At 51.6% G+C, this 26363-nt stretch carries 27 protein-coding genes and 1 riboswitch; of the genes, 6 read left to right on the top strand and 21 right to left on the bottom strand.

Annotation, left to right across the window (positions count from 1 at the left end):
* Window positions 1-7 precede the first annotated feature (7 nt).
* The 4 genes from kdpC to kdpF are packed head-to-tail and all read right to left on the bottom strand — an operon-like array spanning window position 8 to window position 4484.
* The gene (gene kdpC / locus EDM55_RS08320) at window positions 8-568 is read right to left on the bottom strand and encodes a potassium-transporting ATPase subunit KdpC (RefSeq protein ID WP_122960068.1); all 561 of its coding nucleotides are present in this window, start codon (window positions 566-568) and stop codon (window positions 8-10) included.
* 36 nt (window positions 569-604) lie between these two features.
* Window positions 605-2644, bottom strand: coding sequence for a potassium-transporting ATPase subunit KdpB (gene kdpB / locus EDM55_RS08315; RefSeq protein ID WP_122960067.1), 2040 nt, complete (start codon window positions 2642-2644; stop codon window positions 605-607).
* A gap of 44 nt (window positions 2645-2688) precedes the next feature.
* Window positions 2689-4362, bottom strand: a complete 1674-nt coding sequence (kdpA, locus tag EDM55_RS08310; protein ID WP_122960066.1) for a potassium-transporting ATPase subunit KdpA — start codon at window positions 4360-4362, stop codon at window positions 2689-2691.
* Between the two features lie 44 nt (window positions 4363-4406).
* Entirely contained in the window at window positions 4407-4484 is a 78-nt protein-coding gene (kdpF, locus tag EDM55_RS31400; RefSeq protein ID WP_122925751.1) for a K(+)-transporting ATPase subunit F, read from the bottom strand.
* Window positions 4485-4945: 461 nt separating this feature from the next.
* Window positions 4946-5089, bottom strand: a riboswitch (cyclic di-AMP (ydaO/yuaA leader).
* 386 nt (window positions 5090-5475) lie between these two features.
* Here kdpF and EDM55_RS08300 point away from each other — a divergent pair.
* Entirely contained in the window at window positions 5476-5844 is a 369-nt protein-coding gene (locus tag EDM55_RS08300) for a Na-translocating system protein MpsC family protein (RefSeq protein WP_122960065.1), read from the top strand.
* 77 nt (window positions 5845-5921) lie between these two features.
* On the opposite strand, the gene EDM55_RS08295 is transcribed toward EDM55_RS08300, so the two are convergent.
* The 11 genes from EDM55_RS08295 to EDM55_RS08245 all read right to left on the bottom strand — a co-directional run bounded on the left by EDM55_RS08295 (window position 5922) and on the right by EDM55_RS08245 (window position 17754).
* Window positions 5922-6164 (bottom strand): hypothetical protein, encoded by a 243-nt coding sequence (locus tag EDM55_RS08295; protein ID WP_092270578.1) that lies wholly within the window; start codon window positions 6162-6164, stop codon window positions 5922-5924.
* Window positions 6155-7207: an ABC transporter ATP-binding protein gene (locus EDM55_RS08290; RefSeq protein WP_122960064.1), complete on the bottom strand. Its 1053-nt coding sequence runs from the start codon at window positions 7205-7207 to the stop codon at window positions 6155-6157. Before EDM55_RS08290 ends, EDM55_RS08295 begins: the two co-directional genes overlap by 10 nt.
* Window positions 7204-8952, bottom strand: coding sequence for an ABC transporter permease (locus EDM55_RS08285; protein WP_122960063.1), 1749 nt, complete (start codon window positions 8950-8952; stop codon window positions 7204-7206). Before EDM55_RS08285 ends, EDM55_RS08290 begins: the two co-directional genes overlap by 4 nt.
* Window positions 8942-10030 carry an ABC transporter substrate-binding protein gene (locus EDM55_RS08280; RefSeq protein WP_122960062.1) on the bottom strand — a complete coding sequence of 363 codons (1089 nt, stop codon included), beginning with the start codon at window positions 10028-10030 and terminating at the stop codon, window positions 8942-8944. Before EDM55_RS08280 ends, EDM55_RS08285 begins: the two co-directional genes overlap by 11 nt.
* Window positions 10031-10042: 12 nt before the next feature.
* Window positions 10043-10843 (bottom strand): 5'/3'-nucleotidase SurE, encoded by an 801-nt coding sequence (gene surE, locus EDM55_RS08275; RefSeq protein WP_092270566.1) that lies wholly within the window; start codon window positions 10841-10843, stop codon window positions 10043-10045.
* 18 nt (window positions 10844-10861) lie between these two features.
* Window positions 10862-11641 (bottom strand): sugar phosphate isomerase/epimerase family protein, encoded by a 780-nt coding sequence (locus EDM55_RS08270; protein ID WP_092270563.1) that lies wholly within the window; start codon window positions 11639-11641, stop codon window positions 10862-10864.
* The gene (locus EDM55_RS08265) at window positions 11617-12438 is read right to left on the bottom strand and encodes a PHP domain-containing protein (protein ID WP_122960061.1); all 822 of its coding nucleotides are present in this window, start codon (window positions 12436-12438) and stop codon (window positions 11617-11619) included. Before EDM55_RS08265 ends, EDM55_RS08270 begins: the two co-directional genes overlap by 25 nt.
* A gap of 402 nt (window positions 12439-12840) precedes the next feature.
* A complete protein-coding gene (locus EDM55_RS08260; RefSeq protein WP_092270557.1) occupies window positions 12841-13041 on the bottom strand; it encodes a copper ion binding protein in 201 nt (66 codons plus the stop codon).
* 79 nt (window positions 13042-13120) lie between these two features.
* Complete coding sequence (locus EDM55_RS08255; protein WP_092270553.1) at window positions 13121-15538, bottom strand: heavy metal translocating P-type ATPase; 2418 nt, start codon at window positions 15536-15538, stop codon at window positions 13121-13123.
* Between the two features lie 185 nt (window positions 15539-15723).
* Complete coding sequence (locus EDM55_RS08250; protein ID WP_122960060.1) at window positions 15724-16650, bottom strand: pseudouridine-5'-phosphate glycosidase; 927 nt, start codon at window positions 16648-16650, stop codon at window positions 15724-15726.
* 3 nt (window positions 16651-16653) lie between these two features.
* The gene (locus tag EDM55_RS08245) at window positions 16654-17754 is read right to left on the bottom strand and encodes a carbohydrate kinase (RefSeq protein ID WP_122960136.1); all 1101 of its coding nucleotides are present in this window, start codon (window positions 17752-17754) and stop codon (window positions 16654-16656) included.
* Between the two features lie 260 nt (window positions 17755-18014).
* Between EDM55_RS08245 and EDM55_RS30215 the strand changes: the two genes are divergently transcribed.
* From EDM55_RS30215 to EDM55_RS08225, 5 genes are all read left to right on the top strand, one after another.
* Complete coding sequence (locus EDM55_RS30215; RefSeq protein ID WP_170184351.1) at window positions 18015-18176, top strand: hypothetical protein; 162 nt, start codon at window positions 18015-18017, stop codon at window positions 18174-18176.
* A gap of 120 nt (window positions 18177-18296) precedes the next feature.
* The gene (locus tag EDM55_RS08240) at window positions 18297-18743 is read left to right on the top strand and encodes a MarR family winged helix-turn-helix transcriptional regulator (RefSeq protein WP_122960059.1); all 447 of its coding nucleotides are present in this window, start codon (window positions 18297-18299) and stop codon (window positions 18741-18743) included.
* A gap of 128 nt (window positions 18744-18871) precedes the next feature.
* Window positions 18872-19498: an FMN-dependent NADH-azoreductase gene (locus EDM55_RS08235; protein WP_092270544.1), complete on the top strand. Its 627-nt coding sequence runs from the start codon at window positions 18872-18874 to the stop codon at window positions 19496-19498.
* Window positions 19499-19600: 102 nt separating this feature from the next.
* Window positions 19601-19987: a DoxX family protein gene (locus EDM55_RS08230; protein WP_092270541.1), complete on the top strand. Its 387-nt coding sequence runs from the start codon at window positions 19601-19603 to the stop codon at window positions 19985-19987.
* Window positions 19988-20040: 53 nt separating this feature from the next.
* Window positions 20041-20808: a pirin family protein gene (locus tag EDM55_RS08225; protein WP_122960058.1), complete on the top strand. Its 768-nt coding sequence runs from the start codon at window positions 20041-20043 to the stop codon at window positions 20806-20808.
* A 154-nt stretch (window positions 20809-20962) separates the two neighbouring features.
* Here the strand turns inward: EDM55_RS08225 and EDM55_RS08220 are convergent, their stop codons facing one another.
* From EDM55_RS08220 to EDM55_RS08195, 6 genes are all read right to left on the bottom strand, one after another.
* Complete coding sequence (locus EDM55_RS08220; RefSeq protein ID WP_122960057.1) at window positions 20963-21877, bottom strand: response regulator; 915 nt, start codon at window positions 21875-21877, stop codon at window positions 20963-20965.
* The gene (locus EDM55_RS08215; RefSeq protein ID WP_092270532.1) at window positions 21877-23145 is read right to left on the bottom strand and encodes a sensor histidine kinase; all 1269 of its coding nucleotides are present in this window, start codon (window positions 23143-23145) and stop codon (window positions 21877-21879) included. Before EDM55_RS08215 ends, EDM55_RS08220 begins: the two co-directional genes overlap by 1 nt.
* A 76-nt stretch (window positions 23146-23221) precedes the next feature.
* Window positions 23222-23872, bottom strand: coding sequence for an amino acid ABC transporter permease (locus tag EDM55_RS08210; protein ID WP_092270529.1), 651 nt, complete (start codon window positions 23870-23872; stop codon window positions 23222-23224).
* 14 nt (window positions 23873-23886) lie between these two features.
* A complete protein-coding gene (locus EDM55_RS08205) occupies window positions 23887-24540 on the bottom strand; it encodes an amino acid ABC transporter permease (RefSeq protein WP_092270526.1) in 654 nt (217 codons plus the stop codon).
* A gap of 85 nt (window positions 24541-24625) precedes the next feature.
* Window positions 24626-25480 (bottom strand): transporter substrate-binding domain-containing protein, encoded by an 855-nt coding sequence (locus EDM55_RS08200; protein ID WP_092270523.1) that lies wholly within the window; start codon window positions 25478-25480, stop codon window positions 24626-24628.
* 52 nt (window positions 25481-25532) lie between these two features.
* A complete protein-coding gene (locus tag EDM55_RS08195; RefSeq protein WP_092270520.1) occupies window positions 25533-26261 on the bottom strand; it encodes an amino acid ABC transporter ATP-binding protein in 729 nt (242 codons plus the stop codon).
* Window positions 26262-26363: the final 102 nt, after the last annotated feature.

Genomic DNA, 26363 nt, shown 5'->3' with positions numbered 1-26363 from the left:
GGTTTCCTTACTTAAGCTGATCCAGTGCCAGGTTCAGCTTCAACACATCTACCCGTGGTTCACCAAATACCCCCAGGCTTCTGCCTTCTGTCTGTTCATCAATCAGTGCCCGAAGCTTGGCTGGATCCAGGATTCTCGCCTTGGCAATACGATCTACCTGTACCAAGGCAGCTTGTGGAGAAATATGCGGGTCAAGACCTGAGCCGGAGTTAGTCAACAGATCCGCTGGGATATCCTCCTGTTTGACACCCGGATTCGCTTCAAGAAAAGCAGCCAAATCCTTCTGTGTACGTTCGATAAGCGCAGGGTTGGAAGGCGCGTAGTTGTTGGAGCCAGAGCCTGCTGCGTTATTTTCTATAGAAGAAACGCGTCCAGAAAAGTACTTCGGATCCGTGAAGTTCTGGCCAATCAGTTCAGAGCCGAGCACCTTGCCATTTTCATCGACGATCAAGCTGCCGCTCGCCTGTGCAGGCATGACGACTTGGGATATGCCCGTCATAGCCAGCGGATACGCCAGACCGCAAATCAACAACAGAACGAAACTGAGACGCAGATTGGTAAGCCACATATATCTTCACCTTTGCTTTCTTTGCGTAAATGATGGTTACACCAGGCTAAACGTCGCGAGGATCATGTCGATCAGCTTAATTCCGATAAACGGTACGAGAATGCCCCCCAGACCGTAGATCACGAGATTGCGGCTGAGCAGCTTCGACGCACTCATCGGTGTGTATTTGACACCCTTCATCGCAAGCGGAATCAGGATCGGGATAATGATCGCATTGAAGATCAACGCCGACAAAATCGCACTTTGCGGTGTCGCCAGATTCATGATGTTAAGAGCACTCATTTGTGGAATCGCCAGCATGAACATCGCCGGGATAATCGCAAAGTATTTTGCTACATCGTTTGCGATACTAAAGGTTGTCAAGGCACCGCGAGTCATTAACAGCTGTTTGCCGATGGCTACCACCTCGATGATTTTCGTCGGGTCGGAGTCCAGGTCGACCATGTTCGCCGCTTCTTTGGCCGCGACTGTCCCCGAGTTCATCGCCAGTCCGACATCTGCCTGAGCGAGTGCTGGCGCGTCATTCGTTCCATCACCAGTCATCGCGACCAGCTTACCCTCTGCCTGTTCTTTTCGGATTAAAGCAATCTTGTCTTCCGGTTTCGCCTCTGCCACGAAGTCATCGACGCCGGCTTCTTTTGCAATAGTCGCTGCCGTCAGCGGGTTGTCGCCCGTACACATCACCGTACGAATCCCCATGCGGCGCAGCTCCTCAAAACGCTCGCGCATCCCCGGCTTGACGGTATCTTTCAAATAAATCAAACCCAGAATGGTCTTGCCCTCCACAACAGCCAGTGCCGTTCCGCCGGCTACCGCGATTGCATTCGCTTTCGTCTCCAAATCGGAGGGGATGCTGCCTCCCTGCTCGGTAACGTATTTCTTGATGGCATCTACAGCCCCTTTACGAATAAGCGAGCCGTCTGCCAGATTCGTACCGCTCATGCGGGTTTCAGCACGGAACTCTATTCCTTCTGAACCAGGCAGCTGCAGCGCTTCGCTAGACAAACCCTGTTTCTTGGCCAGCTCAATCACGGAACGACCTTCTGGCGTTTCATCGTACAGGGAGCTTTGTGCTGCTACTTTATTCAGCACCTCCAGTTTGGCTTTTCCTACGGTCACAAACTCCGCTGCCATCCTGTTTCCGTGCGTAATCGTCCCTGTCTTATCCAAAATGATGGTGTTGATATCACCAGATGCCTCTACAGCTTTCCCTGACGTGGCAATGACGTTGAATTGTGTCACACGGTCCATACCGGCAATACCGATCGCAGACAATAAGCCACCAATCGTAGTCGGGATCAGACAAACGAGCAAGGCAATCAGTGTTGCAACCGGAATGGCTGCATTTACAAATCCGGCAATCGGCAAGAGTGTCGTGCACACGATCAGGAATATCAGGGTCAAGCTTACTAAAAGCGTACTCAGCGCAATCTCATTCGGTGTCTTTTGGCGTTTCGCCCCTTCTACCAATGAAATCATACGGTCGAGGAACGATTCACCAGGATCTGTCGTTACTCGGATGCGGATCTGGTCGCTGACGACACGCGTGCCTCCTGTAACCGAGCTGAAATCCCCTCCCGCCTCTTTGATGACAGGAGCAGATTCACCCGTAATGGCAGATTCGTCAACGGAGGCTACCCCTTCGATGATTTCCCCGTCGCTAGGGATCAGCTCACCCGTTTCCACGATGACGATGTCACCTTTGCGCAAATCAGTGGAATTGACCATTTGCAGGGATCCGTCTTTGGCAATTCGGCGGGCCTTTGTTTCCTGCTTGGTTTTTTTCAGACTCTCCGCTTGTGCCTTCCCGCGCCCTTCCGCCAATGCCTCCGCGAAGTTGGCAAACAGGATGGTCACGAAGAGAATGAAGCTGACTACCGCGTTGAAAAGGGGTTCCGATTCTCCGCCAAACAGGTTGGGAACGAAGGTGAGAAGCAGGGTTATGACAAACCCTACCTCCACCACAAACATCACCGGATTCTTCATCATGACGCGCGGGTCCAATTTTTTAAAAGACTCGACAAACGCCCTCCGATACAAATCTTTGGGAAGCGCAACCGTGCGCGTTCTGCTCATCGTAAAATCTCCTTTGCTTCTATAATTTTTAATCCGTTTGCCTTCTATCGGATGGTCAGCCATTCCGCGATCGGTCCCAAAGCCAGTACCGGCAAGAAAGTCAGTGCGCCCACGATGACGACAGTAGCAATTAGAATCACCAGGAAGACGTTATTGTCCGTCTGCAATGTCCCCATCGTTTCCGGTACAGGCGTTTTGGCAATCAAGGAACCTGCTACAGCCAGCATGGCAATGATCGAGATGTACCGACCGAACAGCATGACCAGACCTGTTGAAATATTCCAGAACGGCGTGTTGTCTCCCAGTCCTTCAAACCCGGAGCCATTGTTGGCAGCAGATGAAGTAAATTCATAGAGCGCTTGCGAAATGCCATGGAAGCCAGGGTTCGATATCCCGGCGCTGCCCATGTCCGTCGCCAAGGCAATAGCCGTAGGTGCCAAGATGATCAAAGGGTGCACCAGAATCGCGATTGCGATCAGCTTCATTTCTCTGCCTTCAATTTTTCGTCCCAAAAATTCCGGTGTGCGACCGACCATCAGGCCTGCGATAAACACAGCTAGGATCGCGTACATGAGGATGTTGATCGTTCCTACCCCGTCACCGCCAAAGACGCAGTTGAGCATCATTTCACCTAATGGCACCAGTCCACCAAGAGGTGTCAACGTATCGTGCATGATGTTGACTGTCCCGGTAGTGGCCGCCGTCGTGACTGCCGTAAACAAAGCCGTCTGCGCTATTCCAAAGCGAACTTCTTTCCCTTCCATGCTGCCCATTGTCTGGGACAGGCCCGCTCGCTCCAATGCCGGGTTGCCGTTCACTTCGTTAAAGTACGCCAGAAGTAAAAATGCGAGGAACATAACTCCCATGGCACCAAAAATGATCCAGCCCTGCTTGCGGCTTTTCGCCATGAATCCAAAGGTAAAGGGCAGCGATGCCGGAATGAGAAACATCGAGAGAATTTCCAATAAGTTCGATAGCGGAGTCGGGTTTTCAAACGGATGTGACGAGTTGACTCCGAAAAATCCGCCGCCGTTTGTACCCAAATGCTTGATAGAAACAAGAGAAGCGACAGGGCCTCGAGCAATTTGCTGCTCTGCTCCCGTAATGGTAGTAGCGGTCGCCGTCGGTTCCATCGTTTGTGGAACCCCTTGTGCGACAAGCAGCAGTGTAACGATGATCGAAAGCGGGATCAGTACCCGTGTATGTGCCCGGATCAGGTCGACGTAGTAGTTCCCGATGCTGCGCTTGCCTGTCAGCCCACGCATGAATGCCATGACAACCGCAATGCCTGTCGCAGGAGTGGTAAACATCAGATAAATAATGACAATCATTTGAGACAGATAAGACAGCCCGCTCTCTCCGCTATAGTGCTGCAGGTTGGTATTAGTCAAAAAGCTGACAGCGGTGTTAAACGACAGCAGCGGCTCCATCGCGGCAATCCCACTGGGGTTTGCTGGCAGTACACCTTGCAGTCGCAGTATGAGGTAGGCAATCGCGACCATCGTAATGTTGCTTACCAATACAGCCACGGCGTACTGCTTCCAGCTCATATCGGCCAGTCGTATGCCGCACAACTTGTAAATCAGTCGTTCCGCTCCGCCAAAAAAGCGATCCAACCGAGTCTCTTCCAACGCGAATGCCCGAGACAAATATCGCCCCATCGGTATGGCCAGCACGAGCAGTACGACCAAAACCAACGCTATTTGCAGAAAATCCACGACAGTTCCTCCTTAAGTCCCTGGTTAAAATCAATCAGACTATTTTAGTATTTTTCCGGATAGATCAAGGCATGGCACAAATACAAGGCCAGCGCCGCCATAATCAACAGCAACAAGATCATTTTTCCTTCCCTCCCTGTTCTCTCACCACGGCGTCACAAAATTGGATAAATCCGAAAAATACACCAAATGAAAGCGCCAAGAGCAATATGGAAACTACGTCCATTTCTTCCCCCTCCTTCTTCGATTCTTGTACGAAAGCGGCAATAAAATAGACCAATGCTTACCATTTCCCCGATAGATCGCCATGCAGTGGCAGGGCAGGCGAAACAAACGAACGCTCTCGTTTGCATCACGCGGCCTTAACGATCTTTCCTCGGAGAAAAAGTACTCATTGGTCTACCGAACGCCCAGCTGGCAGTGGTTTGCCATCTTTGCGTTTTGTCTCCCGTTTCCTTTTTCTTCAATACGGCTTATTCTTTTTTGAGGCAAAACAAAAAGACCTGCAGAATGTTTCGAGCAAAACTCTTCTCTCCTGCCAATATGGCAACAAAAAAGGCCTCCTCGAATAGGCGGTCTTTATGACCTCCCTCGCTTTAGCCGACGAAGTTAGCTGACGGGTAGGATGGCGAAAGAGTTTCTCATCCCTCCCACAAGAATGTGGGATTAACCCCTACTGATTGGGTCCTCCGTTCCCGAATGCCTCGGGATTTGGCCAGAATTTGCAATTGTTGGTTACGAGTCTCATTATACGTCCGGCATAACTGAATGTTAATGTCCTGTATCTGCCTGTTTCGAACGATTTACGGATTCTTTATTGATGTAAGCGTTTTAACGTCAACAAGCCTCATGCGCTCATGTTATTTCAAGGTTTCTCTTGCTTTTTCAAATGTCTGCGCTGAATCGATCGGATCGTAGCTTCGAGTTCATCTGCTAACATCTTTTGGTCCGTTTTCATTCAGAATCTCTCCATTGGTCTGCCACTCTTCTAGTTATACCCTTTTCCAAAACAGCCAATTTATGCAGGTGGGAGTCTTGCCATAGGTTCCGGTTGACAGCTATCGGACCCCTGAGTAATATAAGGCACAATGATAACTACGGGAGGAATGGCACTTGGCCATCTCTAACAAAAAGAAGCTGGAGGCCGAGATCAGCGAAGCCTTCATCAAGTTTCAGCGGGAATTGATTGGACGAGGCCCCCAGGAAGCCAAGACCTATATTGTGGGAGATATGGTCATCGCGCGGTTTAAAGGTGTACTCACGGTCGAAGAGAAGCACCTCTCCAGTCACGAAAAGGGCCGTCGTATTGTGAAAGAAATGCGCGAGGTCTTGCGGGAGATGTACAGCGAGGAATCGGAGGCGATCGTGGAGAAGCATACGGGGTGCAAGGTACTTTCCAGCCACAGCGATATTAGCACCAAAATGGGCGAGCGCATCGAGGTGTACGTGTTGGACAAGGAACTTGAGAAAATACTGGTCTGAGTCCATTTGGCAAAAACGAATTACATAAAACAAGGCTCCGTCTAATGAGAGAGACGGAGCCTTTTCCTTCTTTCATTCTAGATTTCTAGCTGCCGATCTGTACCGCAAGCCACTTGGCCGAATCTTGCTCGGGCAAGCTGAGGATCACGTGATTGGCGCCTAGTCGCTTGTATACGCTGACAAAGCTCTGCCTCAGCGTGTCGTGCGCCCCGCCAGCCTGATGTCAGTGAAAACGCGGCTGTCTTTGCCTCGAGAAAAGCTGGTTCCTTTCCGTTGCTGAGCGTATGGACAAACGAATGGAATGCATCCCCTACACGCATACCTCTACTTCCACCTGCTGGTCATACCCAAACGGCTCGCGGGTATCCGTAACGACCTCCCACTCTTCCTCTCCTACACGGATGGAATACAGCCATTCTCTCCCCTGAAACTGAGCGTGCCGGACCGTGCCCAGAACACCGCCTGACCCCACTTCCCACGGACGCAGCTTGAGCTGATCGGGACGCACCGGTAGCACTTGATGCGCGTGAAATGCAGAGCAGTCGCGCGAGACATGGATTGGTATGGTTCCCTCACCGTTTGCCAGCATGAACGTCCTAGCGTCTGCCCAATTCCCCTGCAGGAAGTTGGAGCGACCGACGAACTTGGCGACAAAGGGAGACTGCGGCTCGTAGTAGATGGCATGGGGAGTCCCTGCCTGTTCGATTTGTCCCCCTCGCATCATAACAATCCGATCCGCCATACCCAAGGCTTCAGACTGATCGTGCGTGACGTAGATGATAGCGGTCCCGAGCTCACGGTGAATATGCTGGATTTCCTTGCGCATTTGCATGCGAAGCTCCGCGTCCAGACTGCTCAGCGGCTCGTCCATGAGCAGCAGGTTGGGGTTGAAAACGATGGCGCGTGCCAATGCTACCCGCTGCTTTTGGCCTCCTGAAAGCTGGCTCGGGTAACGGTTTTCCATCCCCGCCAGTCCGACCATCTCCAGCATGTTCGCTACTCGTTGGCGCGGATTGTCCCGGTAATCCGCTGGGACATGCTGCTGATATTGCAACGGGAACGCCACATTCTCATAAACCGTCATGTGCGGCCACAAGGCAAAGGACTGAAACACCATGCCAATACGCCTCGCCTCAGGGGGAATCATCCTCGTTTTATCCGCGACCCGCTCCTGATTGATCCAGATCTCCCCATCTGTCGGCGTCTCGAATCCTGCCAGCAGCCGCAGCAAGGTCGTCTTTCCGCACCCGCTTGGTCCGAGCAGCGCTACAAACTCCCCTCGTCCTACAGACAGATCGATATGGTTTAGAGCTGTGACATTGCCAAACTCTTTGGAAACGCCAATCGCCATCGCACTGTTCATTCTTCTATCCTCCGTTGCCATAGTTGTTTCAACCAGCTGCCCACTGAAAGTACGAGCAAAATCGCTGCGACGATCAGGGTGGACAAAGCCGTACTGTGAGTAGTAGAACCCGCCTGCTCAAAGCTGAAAATAACCACACCAATCGTTTCAGAGCCAGACGTCCACAGCAGCGAGGAAATCGTCAATTCGGTAAAAGCAGTCAAAAAGACGAGAAACAACCCTGTCAGCATCCCTGGTGAATAGAGAGGCAGGAGCACCCGGCGCCAACTCGTCCAATAACGCGCCCCGTTGATTCTGGCGGCTTCCTCCACTTCTTTGCCCACCTGCATGATCGACACCGTGCTGCTTTTTACCTGCAGAATAAAAAATCGGATAACATATGAGAGGAAAATAAGCCACACGGTCCCGTACAAGCCCGGCTGCCACCCCGGGATCGGCTCGATCCACGTCAAAATCATTGCCAGACCCAGCACCATTCCCGGCAGGGCATAGGGCAGCGCGATGGCTCCTTCCATCGCTTTACCTGCAAAGGAGGGCCGCTGGATACGCCAATGAGCGAACCACGTACCCGCGATCAGGCAGAAAAGACCCGCCATCCCTGCAAGCATGAGACTGTTGCTGATGGCTGCCCGTGTTCCCGCATGATTTTGCAGGACGAACTCGAAGTGCTTCCACGTCAGATTCTCCCAAACAAAAGGCAACCCGTACGCTTTGAGAAAAGCAGTGGAAGCCATCGACAATAGCGGCAGCACACTTGTGACCAGGAGAAACCCCCAGACAGCCAGCTCGGCTCCCGGGCGTCTGTTTCCCAAAGGCACGCGTACTGATTTATCGGCTGCACTGGTCTGATCCACCTTGCTTTTTCTGACGATCAGCCACTGCAGTCCCGTTCCGGCAAGCGCGAGAATGGCGAGCAGGATCGACAAAACCGATGCACGCGCAAACGCACTCGGGCCAAATCCAATCACCTGCTCGTAAATGAATGTACTGAGTACAGACACATTCTCGGGTATTCCCAAAAAAGCCGGGATTCCGAAGTTGTCCAGGCCCGAGATAAACGCGAGCAAGCCGCCTCCTGCTATTCCTGGCAGCGCTAGCGGCAGAGTGACCTTGCGAAACATCAGGTATGCCCCTGCTCCCGAAGAGCGTGCGGCCCACTCCAGCTCTTTGGGGATACGATGCAGGACGGACAGTGTCAGCATGTACACCAGCGGATAGTGGGTCAAGCCCATCACGACAATGATTCCGTCCAGTCCGTAGACACTCCACAGCTCTACCGGGCTTCCCGAAAGCCAGCTCGCCACCCGGTTCAGGACCCCCTGCGGACCGGCCATCTGTGTCCAAGCCAGCGTCATTACATACGAAGGAATGAGCAGCGGCAAAAGCGCCAGGAGATGAACCGCTCCTTTGAACCGAATATCGGTATAAGCGCAAAGCCAAGCCAGCCCAACGCCAAGCAATAACGCGATAACCGTCGAAGCTCCTGCCGCCGCGACAGTATGACCAACTGCATCCCATGTCCGCACATCTTTCAGTACCTCAGAGAAATACGCCAAGCCGAATCCGGTTTCCGTCTCGACAGAAAGAGCGAGCAGCTTCCACAGCGGGTAGACAAAAAAGAAGGCGACTGGCACCAATACAAGCCACGTCGTCATCTTTTCCGTGGACCAGGGGGCGGCCCATCGTCGCCCCTTGTCCGTCTGCTGCCCCCGCTCCGTCAGCGCGGTCTGCAGGTTACTTGCCACCCATCATCTCTCCAAATTTCTTTTTGTCGTCTTCTCTCGCCGCTTCCAGCTCATTGATGCTGGCGGAGAGCACTTTGATCTCTTCGATGGACTTCAAGCCTGCCGGTGCCGCCACTCCTTTGCGAATCGGCGTATAGCCGAGACTCGCCGCCAATTTTTGACCATCCTCCGATAGGACAAAATCGACGAACGCTTTTGCCGCTTCCTGGTTCTGGGAGGCTTTCATAATTCCGATCGGCTCTGTGATAACGGGTACACCTTCGCTCGGGTACACCATTTCTACTGGGGACCCTTCCGTTTTGGCACGAGCAACGAGATAATCGACGATCATGCCGTAATCCTTTTCTCCGCCTGCTACGCTCTTGAGTACCGCGCCGTTTCCTTTGATGACCGTCATGGCGTTGGTCTTCAAGCCTTGCATGTAGTCCCAGCCAAAATCAGCTTGGCGTGTCAGCACCCCTACGTTGTAAGCCGCTGCTCCCGAGTAGAGCGGACTTGGCATGATTGCTTTGCCGGAAGCCTCTGGGCTGGTCAATACCTTCCAGCTGTCTGGCATCGTCTTGACCTTATTGCTGTTGACCGCAAGAACGGTTGCCATCACTTTCGTCCCCGTGTAAGCCCCATCTGCATCCTTGTAATCCGCTGGAATGTCGGCTGCCTCAGGTGAAGAATAAGACAGCAGCAGATCTTGTTTTTTCAAGCTGGCAAATGTCGGAGCGTCTGCAACCAGCAGCACGTCTGCCTTGACTTGCCCAGCTTTCTCCTCTGCCTGCAAACGACTGACCACTTCCTCTGTCCCGGAGCGGAACAGCTCGACCTTCACATCCGGATACTTTTTCGTGAAGCCCTCAATCAATGCCGCTGCATCCGTATCGGGCTGAGAGGTATAGAAGCTCAAGGTGCCTTCCACTTTTGGCGCAGTCGTAGCTGGTGCCGGTGCAGGCGCAGCTGCCGGAGTCGTGCTAGGCGTCGAAGCGGATGGGGCCGGTGCAGACTGGCTCCCGCAAGCAGCCAATCCCACTACCGAGATCGCTGCAAATAAAGACAAGGTCCATTTACGAAGAGTGACACTTTTCATTTCTGATTCCTCCTAATCATGAGTGGATGCGGATAGCGCACTTTGCTTGACTCCCTGAAACCATTTGCTGATCTTGGTCTTCATGGCGATGTTGGTCATGTTCAGCTGAAGCGGAGTAACTGTGATGAAACCATCCCGCAGCTTGAAATAGTCGGACTCCTCATCCTCGAAGTACAGCTCACCCAGATTGTCGGACAGCCAGTAGCAGAGATAGCCCTGCGGATCGTTCATCCCGACATACTGGTAGCGCAGCACATCCATAGCCAGCGGTACTGCAGCTACGCCCTTCACCATCTCCTTTGACAGATAGGGCAGGTTGATATTGAGAACCGCCTCTGCGCTGAGCTTGTGGCTAAACAGCGTTTCAAACACTTCATAGGCAAGTGGCTCCACGATGGAAAAAGAGGCGTTTGGCTTTAAGGTGGCGAGTGAGACAGCGATGGACGGAATCTGGTACATCGCGCCTTCAATCGCTGCTGAGATCGTACCTGAGTAAAACACGTCCCTCCCCAGATTAGGACCACGGTTTATGCCGGAGACGACGACATCCGGCTTCTCCCTGAGAATGACCTCGATCGCCATCTTTACACAATCCGCTGGCGTTCCATTGACCGCCCATGCTTCGATCGATGTATCGAAAAAGTTAACTTTGTTTGCCTTTATAGGCGATTTCAGCGTAATGGCGTGGCTGATCGCACTGCGTTCCTGGTCCGGGCAGACAACATAAACATTGCCAAAGGGCTGCAGCGACTTCGCTAGACTGAGAACACCTGCCGAAAAAATGCCATCATCATTGGTCACGAGAATATTCAAGATATGGGAAACCTCCTATCACATTGAGACACAATCCGGATGCTGCAAAAAGAGCAGGTTTTGCTTGAGCATAGATAAATCACGTGAATCGTCGAAGCCTTCCACTACGACAGGGCAATGCTTTTCCCACAATAGCGGCCAAATCCCCGGAAGATCGATCTCTCCCGTCCCCAATGGAACATGCAGCTTCGTTGCCGTTGCATCGCTGACATGGATTTTGTCGATGCCATCAAGCTCCTGATAAAATTGCGTCAGCGAGCTGGTGAGCGGAACGTGGGCGATATCAAAGGTAGCCGATGTCGGGTAATCGAGCGAGGCGCGCAGTCGATTCAGGTCCGCTGGAGTCACAATCATTTCCTTTGGCAGCGGCTCGATATGCTCGATGGACAGCACCCTTCCCAACCGACAGGCTTCCTGCGCCAGCTCGTTGAGACTCTCGATCAGAATCGGTTCATGCCACCCACGGTTTTTGGCGGACAACGTCACACGCCCCGGATGAACCGTAACGCTTTTGGCCCCGATCTCGCGGGCCAGCGACAGCGAGCGCTTGATTTCCAGTATCGATTGTTTGCGAATCCCTTGGTTGAGCGAGCACATATTCAAGTCCCAGCTCGCTGCGTGCAAAGTCAGCTTCAGCCCGGAACGCTTCGCCGCATCCAGAATCTCCTGAGGATTGCTTTGATGAAACCAGACGTGCTCCGCCCATACCTCCATTCCTGAAAATCCGTACTGCCGGGCGATCAGGATGGCCGCCTCCACCGGGTACTTCCACATCAGTGTCGAGGAAACATACAGCATGCCCACCACTCCTTTACCTCCGCCGGAATCGCGACGCTTCCCACGGGATAAGGATTGCGAGAGCCGTGTCCGTGGAAATCACTTCCTCCCGAGCGAATCAGATGATGCTTTTTCGCCTCTCGCTCCCAGAATGCCATCTGTGCAGCGGAGTGACGGGAGTAATACACTTCGATCCCGTCCAGCCCATAATCGAGCAAGGACGCTAGCTTTACCTCAAACGAGTAAATGCCGGGATGGGCTAAAACGGCGATGCCTCCACATTCGTGGGTGTACTCGATGGCATCCCGAGCGGAAAAGGACGGACGAGGGACATAGGCCACAGCCCCTTTGCACAAATAGCTGTCGAACAGCCCCTGCACCGAGCTTCCATAACCGCGAGCGAGCAAAGCTTCTGCAATATGCGTCCGCACAATCACGCTGCCTTTTGCCCGCTCCAGGCACTCCTGCGTAGTAATCGACATACCCAATCGATTACAGCGCTCCACGATCTCACTCACCCACTCGATGCGCTCCTGCTGCCTTTTGTCCATCAGGTGCAAGAGGCGTGAATCAGAGATATCGAAGCCATAGCCCAGAATGTGCAGCTCATCCTCTGGTCCATCGGTATTCCATTCAATTCCCGGCACGATCCGAATGCCCAGCTGCCGGGCTTCCTCCCGCGCTTTCAAATAGCCATCTATGGTATCGTGATCCGTAATCGCGATATGACTGACATCGCGTGACTTTGCCTCGGCCAGCAATTCCGTTGGCGACATTCTCCCATCCGAAGCCGTGGTGTGCATATGCAAATCCATCATGCCCGTTGCCCTCCCATCCCTACCGTTTTTTCGCTTTTGTTTGATTTCATTGTAAATTCGCTTTTTTAACGACGTATAAAGGCAGAAACAAGCTTTGATAAAAATGAGAAGGCGCTCCTGACGCCTGTTTTCAGTCGAAACCTCCTCCTTTATGAAGCGGAAGTAAACTATTTACAGATTCTTTACAAATTTATTCTTTCTCTAAACAAAAACACCAGCTTCACATGCCTCTGTGTCAGCTGGTGCTTTTCGTTTTCCTTTTTGCCATGCCTAATCCAAAACAAAAAGGCCGATGCACAATCCCTCTGAACCAGATGGTCCAAAAGAACAGCAGCATCGGCCTTTCCCTAGCTTGCGGCACCCGAATTCGCATGGACGGCGGGCGCCCTCCTTTTATCGTCCTTACACGACGTCGTAGCCTTGCTCCTCGATGGCTTCCTTGATCGCTTCCTTCGTCAAGCCACTTTCGTCATAGGATACTTCAACGGTTTTCGCTGCCAGATTCACTTTGCCGGTAGCACCCAGCTCTTTCAGTGTTTTTTCGATGGTGTTGACGCAGTGGTTGCAGGACATTCCTTCTACATTCAGGGTAATGGTTTGCATGATGATCTCTCCTTTGGATTTATCGATATAGTTATGCGGACAAAGCCGCTTGTTGCCTGATTTTTAAGATGTTACCGATTTACAGCTTCACCCTTTGCAGACGCAGGGCATTGAGTACGACAGACACCGAGCTGAATGCCATCGCTGCGCCTGCCAGCCACGGAGCTAGGAAGCCCAATGCGGCAAACGGAATCCCCAGCGTATTGTAGGCAAAGGCCCAAAACAGGTTTTGCTTGATGTTGCGAATCGTCCGCTTGCTCATCTCGATCGCATCGGCTACACTGGTCAGCTCGCCGCGCATCAGCGTGATGTCTGCTGCTTCCATCGCCACATCGGTACCTGTCCCGATCGCCATTCCAATATCGGCAGTAGCCAGTGCAGGTGCGTCATTGATGCCGTCACCGACCATGGCGACTTTTTTGCCCTGTGCCTGCAGCTTTTTCACTTCAGCCGCCTTGCCCTCCGGCAAAACTTCTGCGATGACGTGATCGATTCCTGCCTCGCGGGCGATCGCCTCGGCTGTTTGCCGGTTGTCACCCGTCATCATGATCACGGTCAGACCCATTGCTTTCAGGCGCTCTACCGCCTGTTTGGAGGTAGGCTTGATGGTATCCGCCACCGCGATCAATCCCGCCAGCTTGCCAGAGGCGACAGCCAGCATTGCTGTTTTTCCTGCCTTCTCCAGCGCCAGCATCGTTTCCGCTACAGGCGTAAACGAGATACCTTCCCGCTCCAGCAGACGGCGTGTTCCCACCAGGACATCATGTCCGTCTACCTCTGCACGAATCCCGTATCCAGGGATGGCTTCAAAAGAGGTAGTTTGGGTGAGCGCGATTCCCTTCTCGCCAATGCCTTTCACGATAGCCTGCGCCAGTGGATGCTCGGAGTTTTTCTCAGCGGCTCCCACCAGTGCCAGCAGCTGTTCCTCATTCATTTCGATCGCCAAAACATCTGTCAGCTCGGGCTCGCCTTTTGTGACGGTACCCGTTTTGTCGAGAATGATCGTATCCAGATGGTGTGCGGTTTCCAGATGCTCGCCGCCTTTAAATAGAATACCTAGCTCAGCCGCGCGTCCCGAGCCCGCCATGATCGATGTCGGCGTCGCCAAACCGAGGGCGCACGGGCAAGCGATGACGAGTACGGCAATTGCCTTTTCCAATGCCTCGGCGAAATTGCCAGGGAGGACCCAGAAATACCAGGCGACGAAGGTCAGGACTGCGATACCTACCACAATTGGCACAAACACACCCGAAATACTGTCTGCCAGACGCTGGATTGGCGCTTTCGTTCCTTGCGCTTCCTCTACGACCTTGATGATCTGCGCCAGTGCCGTTTCCCTGCCTACCTTGGTGGCTTTCACTTTCAAAAAGCCGTTTTTGTTCAAAGTCGCACCAATGACAGAATCCCCTGCCGCTTTATCAACGGGAATACTCTCGCCTGTCAGCATCGATTCGTCAACAGCCGATTGCCCTTCCAGAACGACACCGTCGACAGGAACCTTCTCGCCCGGTTTCACGTGCACGATGTCGCCTTGTCTCACGTCTTCCAGCGGAACGGTCATCTCCACGCCGTCACGTACGACGACAGCGGTCTTGGCTTGCAGTCCCATCAGCTTGCGAATGGCTTCGGATGAGCGGCCTTTCGCTTTTGCCTCAAACAGTTTGCCCAGCAAGATCAGGGTGATCAATACCGCGCTGGTCTCGAAGTACAGCTCGAGCATGTGCGCGTGAGTCCCGATCGAAGAGATCGCCACATACAAGCTGTAGAAATAGGCGGCAGATGTACCGAGTGCGACCAGCACATCCATGTTGGCACTCTTGTTACGCAGTGCCTTGTACGCGCCTACGTAAAACTGTGCGCCGATGATGAACTGGACCGGTGTCGCCAAAGCTAGCTGAACCCATGGATTCATCAAGGCATCCGGCAGCCAGATAAACGAGGTAAAGGAGAAGTGGCTGACCATCGCCCAAAGTAACGGCAGCGAAAAGAGCAGCGAAACCCAGAACTTGATCGTTTGACGCCGGATCTCCATTTGCCGGCGGTCTGCTTGCTCCTGTTCCTTCCCTTCCTCCTTGCGTGCTGCCTGATACCCCAGCTTTTCGACCTGGCGGATAAGATCAGCCGTACCGATCTGGGAAGCATCATACTCCACTTGCGCTGTCTCCAAAGCCAGATTGACATTCGCCTTCAGGACGCCAGGCAGTTTGTTCATCCCTTTTTCGATCCGGGTCGCGCAAGCCGCGCATGTCATTCCGGTAATGTTCAGCTCTACTTTATCTGCTGCCACACCATACCCGAGCGATTCGATTTTCCCGCGGATATGATCCAGATCGGTAACAGCCGGATCGTAGACGACGGTGGACTTTTCCAATGCCAGATTGACATTTGCCGTCTCCACACCCTCCAGCTTTTTGAGACCTTTTTCTATCCGCAGTGCACAAGCCGCGCACGTCATTCCGGATATCGGCACTGTCGCTTCAGCTGTTTTGGCACTCATTTTGCTTCACCTCTAAATACCCCTCGAGGGTATATTTTTACGTATTGTTCCCCCAACGTTGTTTCGTTATCACATCTTTACTATACAATACCCCCTCCGGGTATATCAAGTGGTTAAATGAAAAAAAGCCCCATTTTTTCGGGGCTTTTCCTGAGCGATCGCAATTGCGTGCTTGTGTGGCTTCGTTAGTTTGCTTGGTTCGCTGCTTGCTGGTAGGCAACTGCGATTTTTGCAGCTACCTCTGCGTTGTGCTTCACCAGTGCAATATTGGTTTGCAGGCTTTTGCCTTCTGTCAGCTGCTTCACTTTGTCGAGCAAAAATGGCGTTACCTTTTTACCGGCGATGTTGTTGTCTTTCGCTTCTTTCAGCGCTTGCAGAATCACCGCTTCGATCTTCTGATGATCCAGAGCGTCTGCTTCAGGCACCGGGTTGGCGATGATCATACCGCCGTTCAGGCCCAGCTTCCATTTGGTATCCATCAAGGTTCCCACTTCTTCCGGGGTATCCAGGCGGAAATCTACACCAAAGCCGCTTTCACGGGCAAAGAAGGAAGGGAATTCTGCCGTACGGTATCCAACGACAGGTACGCCGTGCGTTTCGAGGAATTCCAGCGTGCGTCCGATATCCAGGATCGATTTTGCGCCTGCGCATACGACTGCCACGTTTGTTTGCGCCAGCTCGGTCAGGTCAGCGGAAACATCCCACGTAATCTCGCCTTCGCGGTGTACCCCGCCAATTCCTCCGGTCGCAAACATGTGGATGCCCGCGAGCTCAGCTGCGATCATCGTCGCTGCTACGGTCGTCGCTCCGATTTTTCCGCTCGCCAGGATGTATGGGAAATCACGACGGCTCACTTTTTCTACCGATTTGTTCGTCGCAAACTCTTCCAGCTCGCTGTCCGACAGACCGATCTTGATTTTTCCGTTCATGATCCCAATCGTTGCTGGTACGGCTCCGTTGTCGCGGATAATTTGCTCAACCTCTTTGGCCATTTCGATGTTTTGCGGATAAGGCATACCGTGCGAGATAATGGTGGTTTCCAGCGCAACTACTGGCAGGTTGTTCTCCAGAGCGTGACGTACTTCCTCGGTAAAGGTCAGGTATTGTTTCATGAGTTATCTCTCCTTTTCGTATTGGTTTACGGTTTGCTCGAGCTGTTCCGGTCGAAGCAGCGGGGATACAGACTGCTCTGTTTTCAAGGTCAGAGCAGATGCGGCCAACCCCAGCTGGCATGCTCGTTCAAAAGATTCTCCATTCACGTATCCATACAGCAGGCCAGAGGCAAAGGCATCTCCTGCTCCCGTCACATCCACTACCTCCGTTGGGTATGGAGTGAACTGCTCGTCTGCATCCTCTGCCTGATAGTAAATGCCTTGCTCTCCCATCGTGACGATGACACGCTTGACGCCGCGTTCCCGGATCTTGCGGCAAGCCTCGGCACACTCCTCTATCGATCCAATGCTCATCCCCGCCAACAGCTCGGCTTCTTCCCGATTGGGCAAAATGGCTTCTACTCCGTCCAATCGCTGTGGCAGCTTTTTGGCTTTAGCAGAAGAGACCGGGTCCACAAAGAGCGGAATACTCTCTTCTCGGCAGCGTTCGATGATGTAGGCCAAGCAATCTGCCGGTACGTTTGTATCCAGGAAAATTGCTTGGGCCGAAGCGATGTGCGACCATTTGTCCGCGTACATCTCAGGTGTCAGCGCATCGTAAATGTCCATATTCGCGAGGGAGACAACCATCTCTCCGTCGATGTCCAGCAGTGCTGTGTACGTGCCTGTCCGCTGGGTAGGCAGTCTCCACACCTGGCTGATATCAACGCCATGCTTACGCGTTTCCTGCAGGATCCATTCGCCTTCCTTGTCTTCCCCGATGCTGGTAAACAGCGAAGTCTTGCAGCCCAGCCTGCCCAGATTCTCTGCGATATTGCGGGCGACCCCTCCGCACGATTCCATGATCGTCACGGGATTGGAAGAATGCAGGCGCACTTGCTGTTTGCCGCGCGCCTTGCGATCCAGATTGGCGCCGCCGATGCAGGCAATCGAGCCTTCGTCGCGTAGTACGTAAGCCCGTCCCTTGATCTCGCCGCGCTTGGTTAGCTGGGCGATATAGCCTGCGACAGCCGAACGGGAGATGCCCATGAGATCAGCCAATTCCTGCTGGCTGATAAACGGATTGTGGCGAATATGCTGCAAAATCTGCATTTCTTTATCCACGGTCATCCTCCTTTCTTCCTCAGTAGCATTCACAGCTTCGTTTACAAACAAAAGTCTATCACTTAAACAAAAGTTTTGCAACCAGGTGAAATATGTCTAATTTGCTAACGCGAGGCTTTCGTGGAGGGGCGTGCGCCATACGACAGTAGCCGCCACCGCGGAGCATGAATAAAAGTGTCCGACCCAACAAGTGCTTGCGAGCGAGGAGCATGAATCGCACGGATTGGAGAACAATAGGAAAAAAGACAAGGAGGATTGTCATGCCAGATCAGCGCCCTAAACAAGCGAAAAAGGACCCGCCGGAATACTTTTATTTTGACCTTTCCGATGAAGGACATGAGAAATTGCTGCAGCGAGAGCTTGAAGAAGCAAATACGAATCCCCTTTCTCCATTAGAAGAGGTAACCAAAATCGAATACTAAAGCACAGCCCTCCCTGACGCTATTTATCTAGGTCAGGGTTTTGTTTGACAAGCCTAAATCAATCATGTACCATAAACATTATCTTAAATTAAAGATATTCACCTGAAAGGAGGGGGAGCCATGTCAGAACAGTATGTTCGAGACGATTCCCTCGATCTGATGGTCGTCCTGTCGAGATCGTACAACTGGGTAACTGCCCATACCAATCGTGACATTCGCCGGCACGGACTCAATCCTACCGAGTTTGGCGTGCTGGAGGTTCTTTTCCATAAAGGACCGCAGCCTTTGCAGCAGATTGGCGAAAAGATCCTTATCTCCAGCGGAAACATTACCTACGTGGTGGACAAACTAGAAAAGAAGCAGCTTCTGATCCGCAAACCCTGTTTGGAGGATCGCCGGGTCATATATGCAGAGCTGACGGAAAAAGGAAACCAGCTACTGGAGGATATTTTCCCTTCACACAAGACAGCCATTGAAAGAGCAGTCAGCGGTCTTACTCCGGAGGAACAGAAACAAGCTATCCAATTGTTAAAGAAACTGGGTCGTGCCGCACAGGAGAGCTATTAGCCGAAGCGGTGCGGCCACGCTCCACCAAAAAAGCGCTTGACAAAACCTTCAATGCATAATAGTCTTAAAATCAAGATTTACGAATTTAATGTTAGCGACTTACAAAACGAAAGGGGAATATTCCTTCCATGAGTAAAGTACTATTGATTAAAGCAAACGATCGACCAGTCGAGCAAGCAGTGAGTGTAAAACTTTACGAAGCTTTCGCTCAAACTTATAAAGAAACTCACCAAAACGATGAAATCGTTGAGTTGGACCTGTTTGCTGAAAACCTGCCATACTACGGTAACGACCTGCTGACTGCTATGTTCAAATCAGGCAAAGGTATGGAACTGTCTGCAGAAGAGCAAAAAGGCGCTGAGCTCGTTAAAAAATACCTTACTCAATTTGCTGAAGCGGATAAAGTTGTGATCGCGTTCCCAATGTGGAACTTCACTGTACCAGCTCCTCTGCACACTTACATGGATTACCTGTCCCAAGCAGGCATCACATTCAAGTATACAGCGGAAGGCCCTGTAGGTCTGATGGGCGACAAAAAAGTGGCTCTGCTGAGCGCACGCGGTGGCGTTTACTCCGAAGGCCCAATGGCAGCTATTGAATTGGCTAACAAATACGTTCGCACCCTGCTTGGCTTCTGGGGCGTTTCCAACATCACTGAAGTGATCGTGGAAGGCCACAACCAATTCCCAGACAAAGCAGAAGCAATCGTGCAAGAAGGCATTACAAAAGCTGCAAAACTGGCTGAAACATTCTAAGACTTGCTTATGCAAAAGAAAGCCTCGACTGAGGCTTTCCCTTAGTCAAAATATCTCAAATTTAAAATACTATAATTTAAAACATTTAAGGAGAGATGAAACATGATGGATCTTGGACTGCTTATTATTCGTTTGGTGATAGGTTTGACTTTCGCTGCGCACGGTACACAGAAGCTGTTTGGTTGGTTTGGTGGTTACGGCTTGAAAGGAACGGGCGGTTGGCTTGACTCTATCGGTGTTAAACCTGGTGTCTTGATGGCGCTGCTCGCAGGATTGGGTGAGCTTGTTGGCGGTCTGTTGTTTGCGGCTGGTGTCGGTACTTGGATTGGAGCGATCTTGATTGCATTTACCATGCTGATTGCGATTGTAAAAGTTCACGGTCAAAACGGATACTGGGCTACCTCTAACGGCTATGAGTACAACCTCGCTTTGATCGCGGTTGCCATCGGTGTAGCTTTGATCGGACCTGGCGCTTACGTTCTGTTTTAATCGACCAGACTTTTCTTGGACGCCAATGACTTGAACTAAAGGAGGCAGAAATCATGGATATCCGCATCTACACACGAGATGAACAAGCAAAAGGGCAATTTGGCGTAGGAGAAATCGTGGAAAACAAACCGATTGGCTTTCCCCGTGAAGGATCGGCAGTCACCCGAGTGGGTCCCCTCTTTTACTGGGCCTGGGCCAAATCATTGAAAACCTTTGAGATTCCGCTGCATCCTCACTCCGGCTTTGAAATTTTAACCTATGTCTTGGATGGCACAGTTGGTCACCGCGATACCTTGGGCAATGTTCAGCGAGTTACCACGGGCGGTGTCCAGATCATGCAGACTGGTTCAGGCGCCCATCACGCGGAAGAACTGAGTCAGGATTCGGAGCTGTTTCAGATCTGGTTCGAGCCGCATCTCAGAGCTGCCGTGAAGCGTCCGCCGACCTACAATCAATACGATCACGAAGCATTTCCTGTTGATGGAGAAGGCAGCGTACTAATCAAACGAATCATCGGACCAGATACGCCGATCGAGCTCGTTACGGACTCTCGCATGAGCGACATCACGATCCCGGCTGGCCAGTCCTATCGCCTGAGTCTTCCTGCTGGGTACGCCCATGCAGTGGTAGTGGTCTTCGGTGACGGCAGCATCGAAAGTGACGAGCTTCAGGAGGAGCAATCGATGACACGAGGTGATTTTGTAGTTGCATCGTCCGATTCCGATAGTGAATTGGTCTATGAGGCTTTCGGGAATACCCCCCTCCGTCTTGTCCTGATTCAGGTGCCAACAGAAGTTGATTATCCGCTGTATCGGAAATAATCCTACTCCTTTTCCTTCATTAGAAAACTTGGCTCTGCCAAGCCATGTGGCGGAGCCTTAGTTGCACTTATACTGGCTAAGAATCTTATCTAATCTTACTGTACGAAAACAGGGCTCCTCAGAGCAGTTCATCTGCTCCGCGGGGCCCTCTTTTTTATGCTTTCGCCTCTAATAGAAAAACAGATAAAAATTTCTTTACACTAATTCGGCACTTCGTTGTTTTCTCTCCTGCCTCTAATTCCTGCATGCGCATCCGTACCTCTTGAAAGTCAAACAATCGGGGCGCGAAATGCTCAAAGGTGGGATTGGCGTAATCGGTCAGCCCCAACGAGGACAAATGGGTAAAAGCCTGTATCACCATGCGCCGAATACGCTGCTCCATGGCGCGGACTTCCTTTACGATCGATTGCTCGTCCAGATTCCCGTGCAGTTTTTGCAGGATGAACGTATACAGTTCCTTGAGCTGCAATTCGCGAAGCTTATCTCCCCTCTGCTCCTCCTCGCCTAGCCAGCGCATGATCAGCAAAAGATCAGGGGCGCCCGCCTCGCTGGCAATACCGAGCTGCAGCAGCAATTGCCGCGCCTTTTGCTCCAGACTGCTTTCCTGCGAAATTTTGCCTTTATGGTCTGCATCTACAGGTTCTTTGGCCTTCACGTCTAAGATCTGCAGTGATTTGCGGATGGATTGCAAGGAAGCTTCCAGTGAAAGATGATCCACTACGCGCTTCAACACCGACATCACTTCCAAACGATTGATAGGCTTTTGGATAAACGTATCGATCCCTTGCAAGTACGCCTCGCCAATCATCTCTTTATTCTCCACCTGTGACACCATGATAAATCGACCGGAAAATCCTTCCGATCGCAGCTTCTTGATCGTCTGGATACCGTCCTGGCCCGGCATCAGCAGATCGATCAGCACGATATCGACACCGTACAGTTGATCGATGGACACGCCGATGCCATCGCTCGCCTGCCCTGCGATTTCCCCCAGATTGCATTCCATGATGATGCGCTCCAGCATTCTCCGTATTACAGGGTCATCCTCGATAAGAAAGAAACGTATCATCATACGCCCTCCTTTCGTAAAAGTTGATCCGTCGGGAGGCTCACTTTAAAATGTGTGGTTAGCCCCCAGTCGTTCATAATCTGCAGGCTTCCTTGCAAACTGTGTACGATCCCCTTTGCATGTGTTAACCCAATTCCCGTCGAGGCATTCCCGGTCTCGTCAAACTTCGTGGTATACCCTGGCTGAAACACCCATTCCCTTTCCTCACTAGGTATCCCCGGTCCGTTGTCTACGACATGAAATAGAATGTTCCGCTGATCCAGCTTCACCTCAAGCTCGATCCAGCCGGAGGAATAGATCGCTTCTACTGCGTTCGACACTAAATTGTTCAAAACAGATAGCAGTGCGTAAATCTGGCTCGTACTCAAATTTACGTCACACCGCAAAGAAAATTCGATATCTTTTCCCAGCATTTCGGCATATTTACGATTCGCTCGCATCACCAGCCCACACAGCTCTGCGATAGGAAGCTGCGGCGCAAGCACCTCCTGATTGATCAGCTTGGACAACCCGGCCAGCATGCGCTGGGAATCCTTTTTCACCTCGTGGACATTTTCCGCGATGAGAAGAGCCGCTGACGATTCCGTATTTTCAGAAGAGAGAAGCCGTGTATACAGCTGATAGCTATCCCGCGTGATCTCTTCCAAATGCGACATGGACTTTCGCAGATAAAATGCTTCTTGATACAGCTCCGTGTTGATCATCCGCAGCTTCTCCAACTCTTGTTGGCGCACCTCTCCTACAGCCCTGACCTGACGGATCGAAAAGCTGTTGTACAAACCCACGGCAAAAAAACTGCGCAAGACCCCAAAAAAGAGAAGCATAAAGACGCTCTCCCAGGTAATGGGGGGGAAATCATTAAACAAATGCCTCACCTGAAGCTCCACCATATTGGAAACAAAATCGACGGAGGCACCAATCAAACCGACGATCAACGGAGCTTCCAAAAACCGCCTTGCTTTAAGGAAATGAAAAAGCAATGAAAAGCTGAAATAGTAAAAGGCGGACGGCAAATGGATCTGCAGGCTCTCCATCCATCCTACTTGGCTGAAGATGTGATCAAGCCCGACCCGAAACCCGAGAATGAATGTCCCGGTCAGAAAACCAGTCAGCAGCACCGGCACCGACTGGAACCACAGCAATCCAAAAAAGAAAGCGGCAATTCCCAGTGAGAAACGAAAAGAGCCCCCTAAAGGGTTTACCTTCATTTCCCCAAAGAAGGCGGTTGCCAGCATAATAATGAAAAGTACCAACAAACGCTCTCGCATAGACGCCCCTCTCTCCATAGAAAAGATCTCCCATTCCTATTGTACTGAGAATCGGAGACCTGCAAAGTGTTAAAGATTAGGCGTGTCTATTTTCCAAGCGCTTGGAGATGATGGACAGCGCATAGTTCACCACAAAATACATGACCGCTACCAGCAGGAATGTCGGAATGACGTAGTTCACGTTTCGGCCGTTGATGATTTGTGCGTGGTTCATCAGCTCTGGGAGGGCAATCACGACCGCCAGCGACGTATCCTTCAAAAGCGAAATGAATTGGCTCACCATTGGCGGCACCATGCGGCGAAGAGCTTGCGGCAGCACGACATGCCACAGCGTCTGCATGTAGGTAAGCCCCGAGGAACGGGCCGCTTCGATCTGCCCCTTTTCGATTGAGTTCAAACCACTGCGCACGATCTCGGAAATCATGGCCGATTCAAAAATGACCAGTGCCAGAATCGCCGCATAAAACTTATCCAGCTTGATGCCGATTTCCGGCAATGCGAAGTACGTGAAGAAAATAATCAGCAAGAGAGGCAGGTTTCGAACGAGCTCTACTGCTGTGGCAAGTACTTGAGACAACACTGGAATGCGTGCATAGCGTATGACCCCGACGATAACGGAAACGACAAAGCTTAGAGCAATGGACAGGAAAGCCACCTGCAGTGTGACCCAAAAACCTTCAAGCAGGAAGGTAAGATGACTGGGAGCATATGCGCCAATAAAGTCCATGGATTACCCTCCTTTTATCTGGCTCTCGCCAAGCGCCGCTCCAGGTATCCTACGAGCAGACTCAGCGGAAGAGTGAGTATCAAATAAAAAACAGCCACAAAGATGTACACGTCAAATGTAACGAAAGTATCTGCCGAAATCAGATCGCCGAAATACATCAAGTCGAGACCTGCGATTACGCCCAGCACAGATGAGTTTTTCACCAGATTGATAAACTGGTTGCCCATCGGAGGAATCACGATCTTGATCGCTTGCGGCAAAACAACGTAGCGCATGGTTTGGACATAGGTAAGCCCAGAAGAGCGAGCAGCCTCCGTTTGTCCTTTGGATACAGCCAAAATCCCTGCACGAATGGTTTCCGCGATGAAAGCTGCGGTGTATACAGTGAGCCCCAGCGTCCCGGCTACAAAGGATTCCAGACGGATACCAATGGCAGGAAGTCCGACGAAGAAGACAAACACAACGAGAATTAACGGGATATTGCGGATGAATTCCACATACGCTGTCCCCAGCCAGTTCAGAGGGCGTACAGGCGCAATCCGGAAGACAGCCATGAGCGTACCTAACAGAAAACTTCCAATGAGTGCAAGCAAGCTCGCTTTCAGTGTGTTGCCGAATCCTTGGAGAAACATATCCCAGTGATCAAACAAGATGGACATATCAATCATCGCTATGATCGATCCCCCTTTGCCAGTTAGAAATAAGTGGATGAGCGGTAGGGTATCCGCTCATCCTTCTTGAAGTCCTACCGCTTTACTTTTTCGGTTTTTCGCCGATCCATTTTTCATAGATCTTGTCGTATTCACCATTGTCCTTCATTTCTTTCAACAGGTCGTTCACCGTCTTCACGAATTCTGCATCGCCTTTGTTGATCGCGATACCGTATGGCTCTTCGGTGAACGTCTCTTCGGTTACACGGTAATTCGGATCTTGCTTGGCCATGCCGTACAAGAGAGCGTTATCCGTAGTCAGCGCATCGCCTTGTCCCGCTTTCAGTGCAGTGAAGGCTTCCGCGTAGTTTTCAAATTCCAGCACTTCTACGTCTGGTGCTTTTTCACGGATGTTTTTCGCAGAAGTAGAGCCTTTGGCTGTTACAACCTTCATGCCCTTTTGCAAATCTTTGAGTCCGTTGATTGGGCTGTCCTTTTTCACCAAGAGGGATTGACCCGCCATGAAATAAATATCTGAGAAATCGACTTCTTTTTTGCGCTCTTCCGTTACGGTCATCGTCGCGATAATGGCATCAATTTCACCGTTTTTGAGCATCGGGATCCGCGTTTTGGAAGTAACCTCTTTCAGTTCGATTTTGTTTTCATCACCCAGTACCTTTTTGGCGATAGCTTTGGCGATATCGATATCAAAGCCTTCAACGTTTCCTGTAGCAGGATCTTTTAAGCCAAACAAGTTCAGATCATACTTCACGCCAACAACGAACTTGCCTCTTTCCTTGATTTTCGCCACTGTGCCAGCTGCTGCTCCAGAAGCTGCTTGACCGCCTTGGCTGGCTCCCTCGGAGGTTTTGCCCGCGCCACAGCCTGCCAAAACGCTTGCGCCGAGCATCAATACCAGGCCCAAGCCCGTTACTTTCTTCCAAACACTTTTTTTCATGTGAATGCCCCTTTTCTCTATGTTTTGAAAGCTTGTTACCTCTGCGTAAAAACTAGTGATTCAAGATGCGGCTTAGGAACAGACGCGCCCGCTCTTCACGTGGGTTGGCGAAGAATTGGTCAGGCGTGGACTCTTCCAGAATCTGTCCTTGGTCCATGAACACGATGCGGTCTGCGACTTCACGGGCAAAGCCCATCTCGTGAGTAACCACCACCATCGTCATGCCTTCCTGCGCCAAGCGTTTCATGACGTCGAGCACTTCACCGATCGTCTCTGGATCGAGCGCTGACGTCGGTTCGTCAAACAGCATGATTTTCGGCCTCATCGCCAAACCGCGGGCAATCGCCACGCGCTGCTGCTGTCCACCCGATAGTTGCAGCGGATATTTTTCAGCCTTTTCAGGAATACCTACTTTTTCCAGGTAGTACATCGCGGTCTCGATTGCTTCCTTTTCTGGAATACCGAGTACCTTGATGGGAGCCAGCGTAATGTTCTGCAGCACGTTTTTGTGCGGATACAGGTTGAAATGCTGGAACACCATGCCAATATCGCGTCGCAGCTTGTTGATGTCGGTGCCCTTGTCATTCACCTTCACATTGTCAACGACTAGCTCACCGCTTGTAATCGTTTCCAAACGATTGATGCAACGAACCATCGTGCTCTTCCCCGACCCGGATGGTCCGATTACCACGACGACTTCGCCCTGGTTGATGTGCAGGTCAATGTTCTTCAAGACGTGGAAGCTTCCGTAATGTTTGTTCACTTGATGAAAACTGATCAACCAGAATCCCCCTCTTCTCTGTTTGTTAGACATATCGTAACGGGACTCTACACGAAACTACACGAAAAGACGAAAGAAATATCTCTCTCTTTCTAATTTTCT

Origin of the sequence: Brevibacillus centrosporus, assembly GCF_003710815.1 — a bacterium.
GTDB classification, from domain to species: Bacteria; Bacillota; Bacilli; order Brevibacillales; family Brevibacillaceae; genus Brevibacillus; species Brevibacillus centrosporus.
Note: the sequence above shows the minus strand (reverse complement) of the source record. Positions and strands in the feature narration are given on the sequence as shown.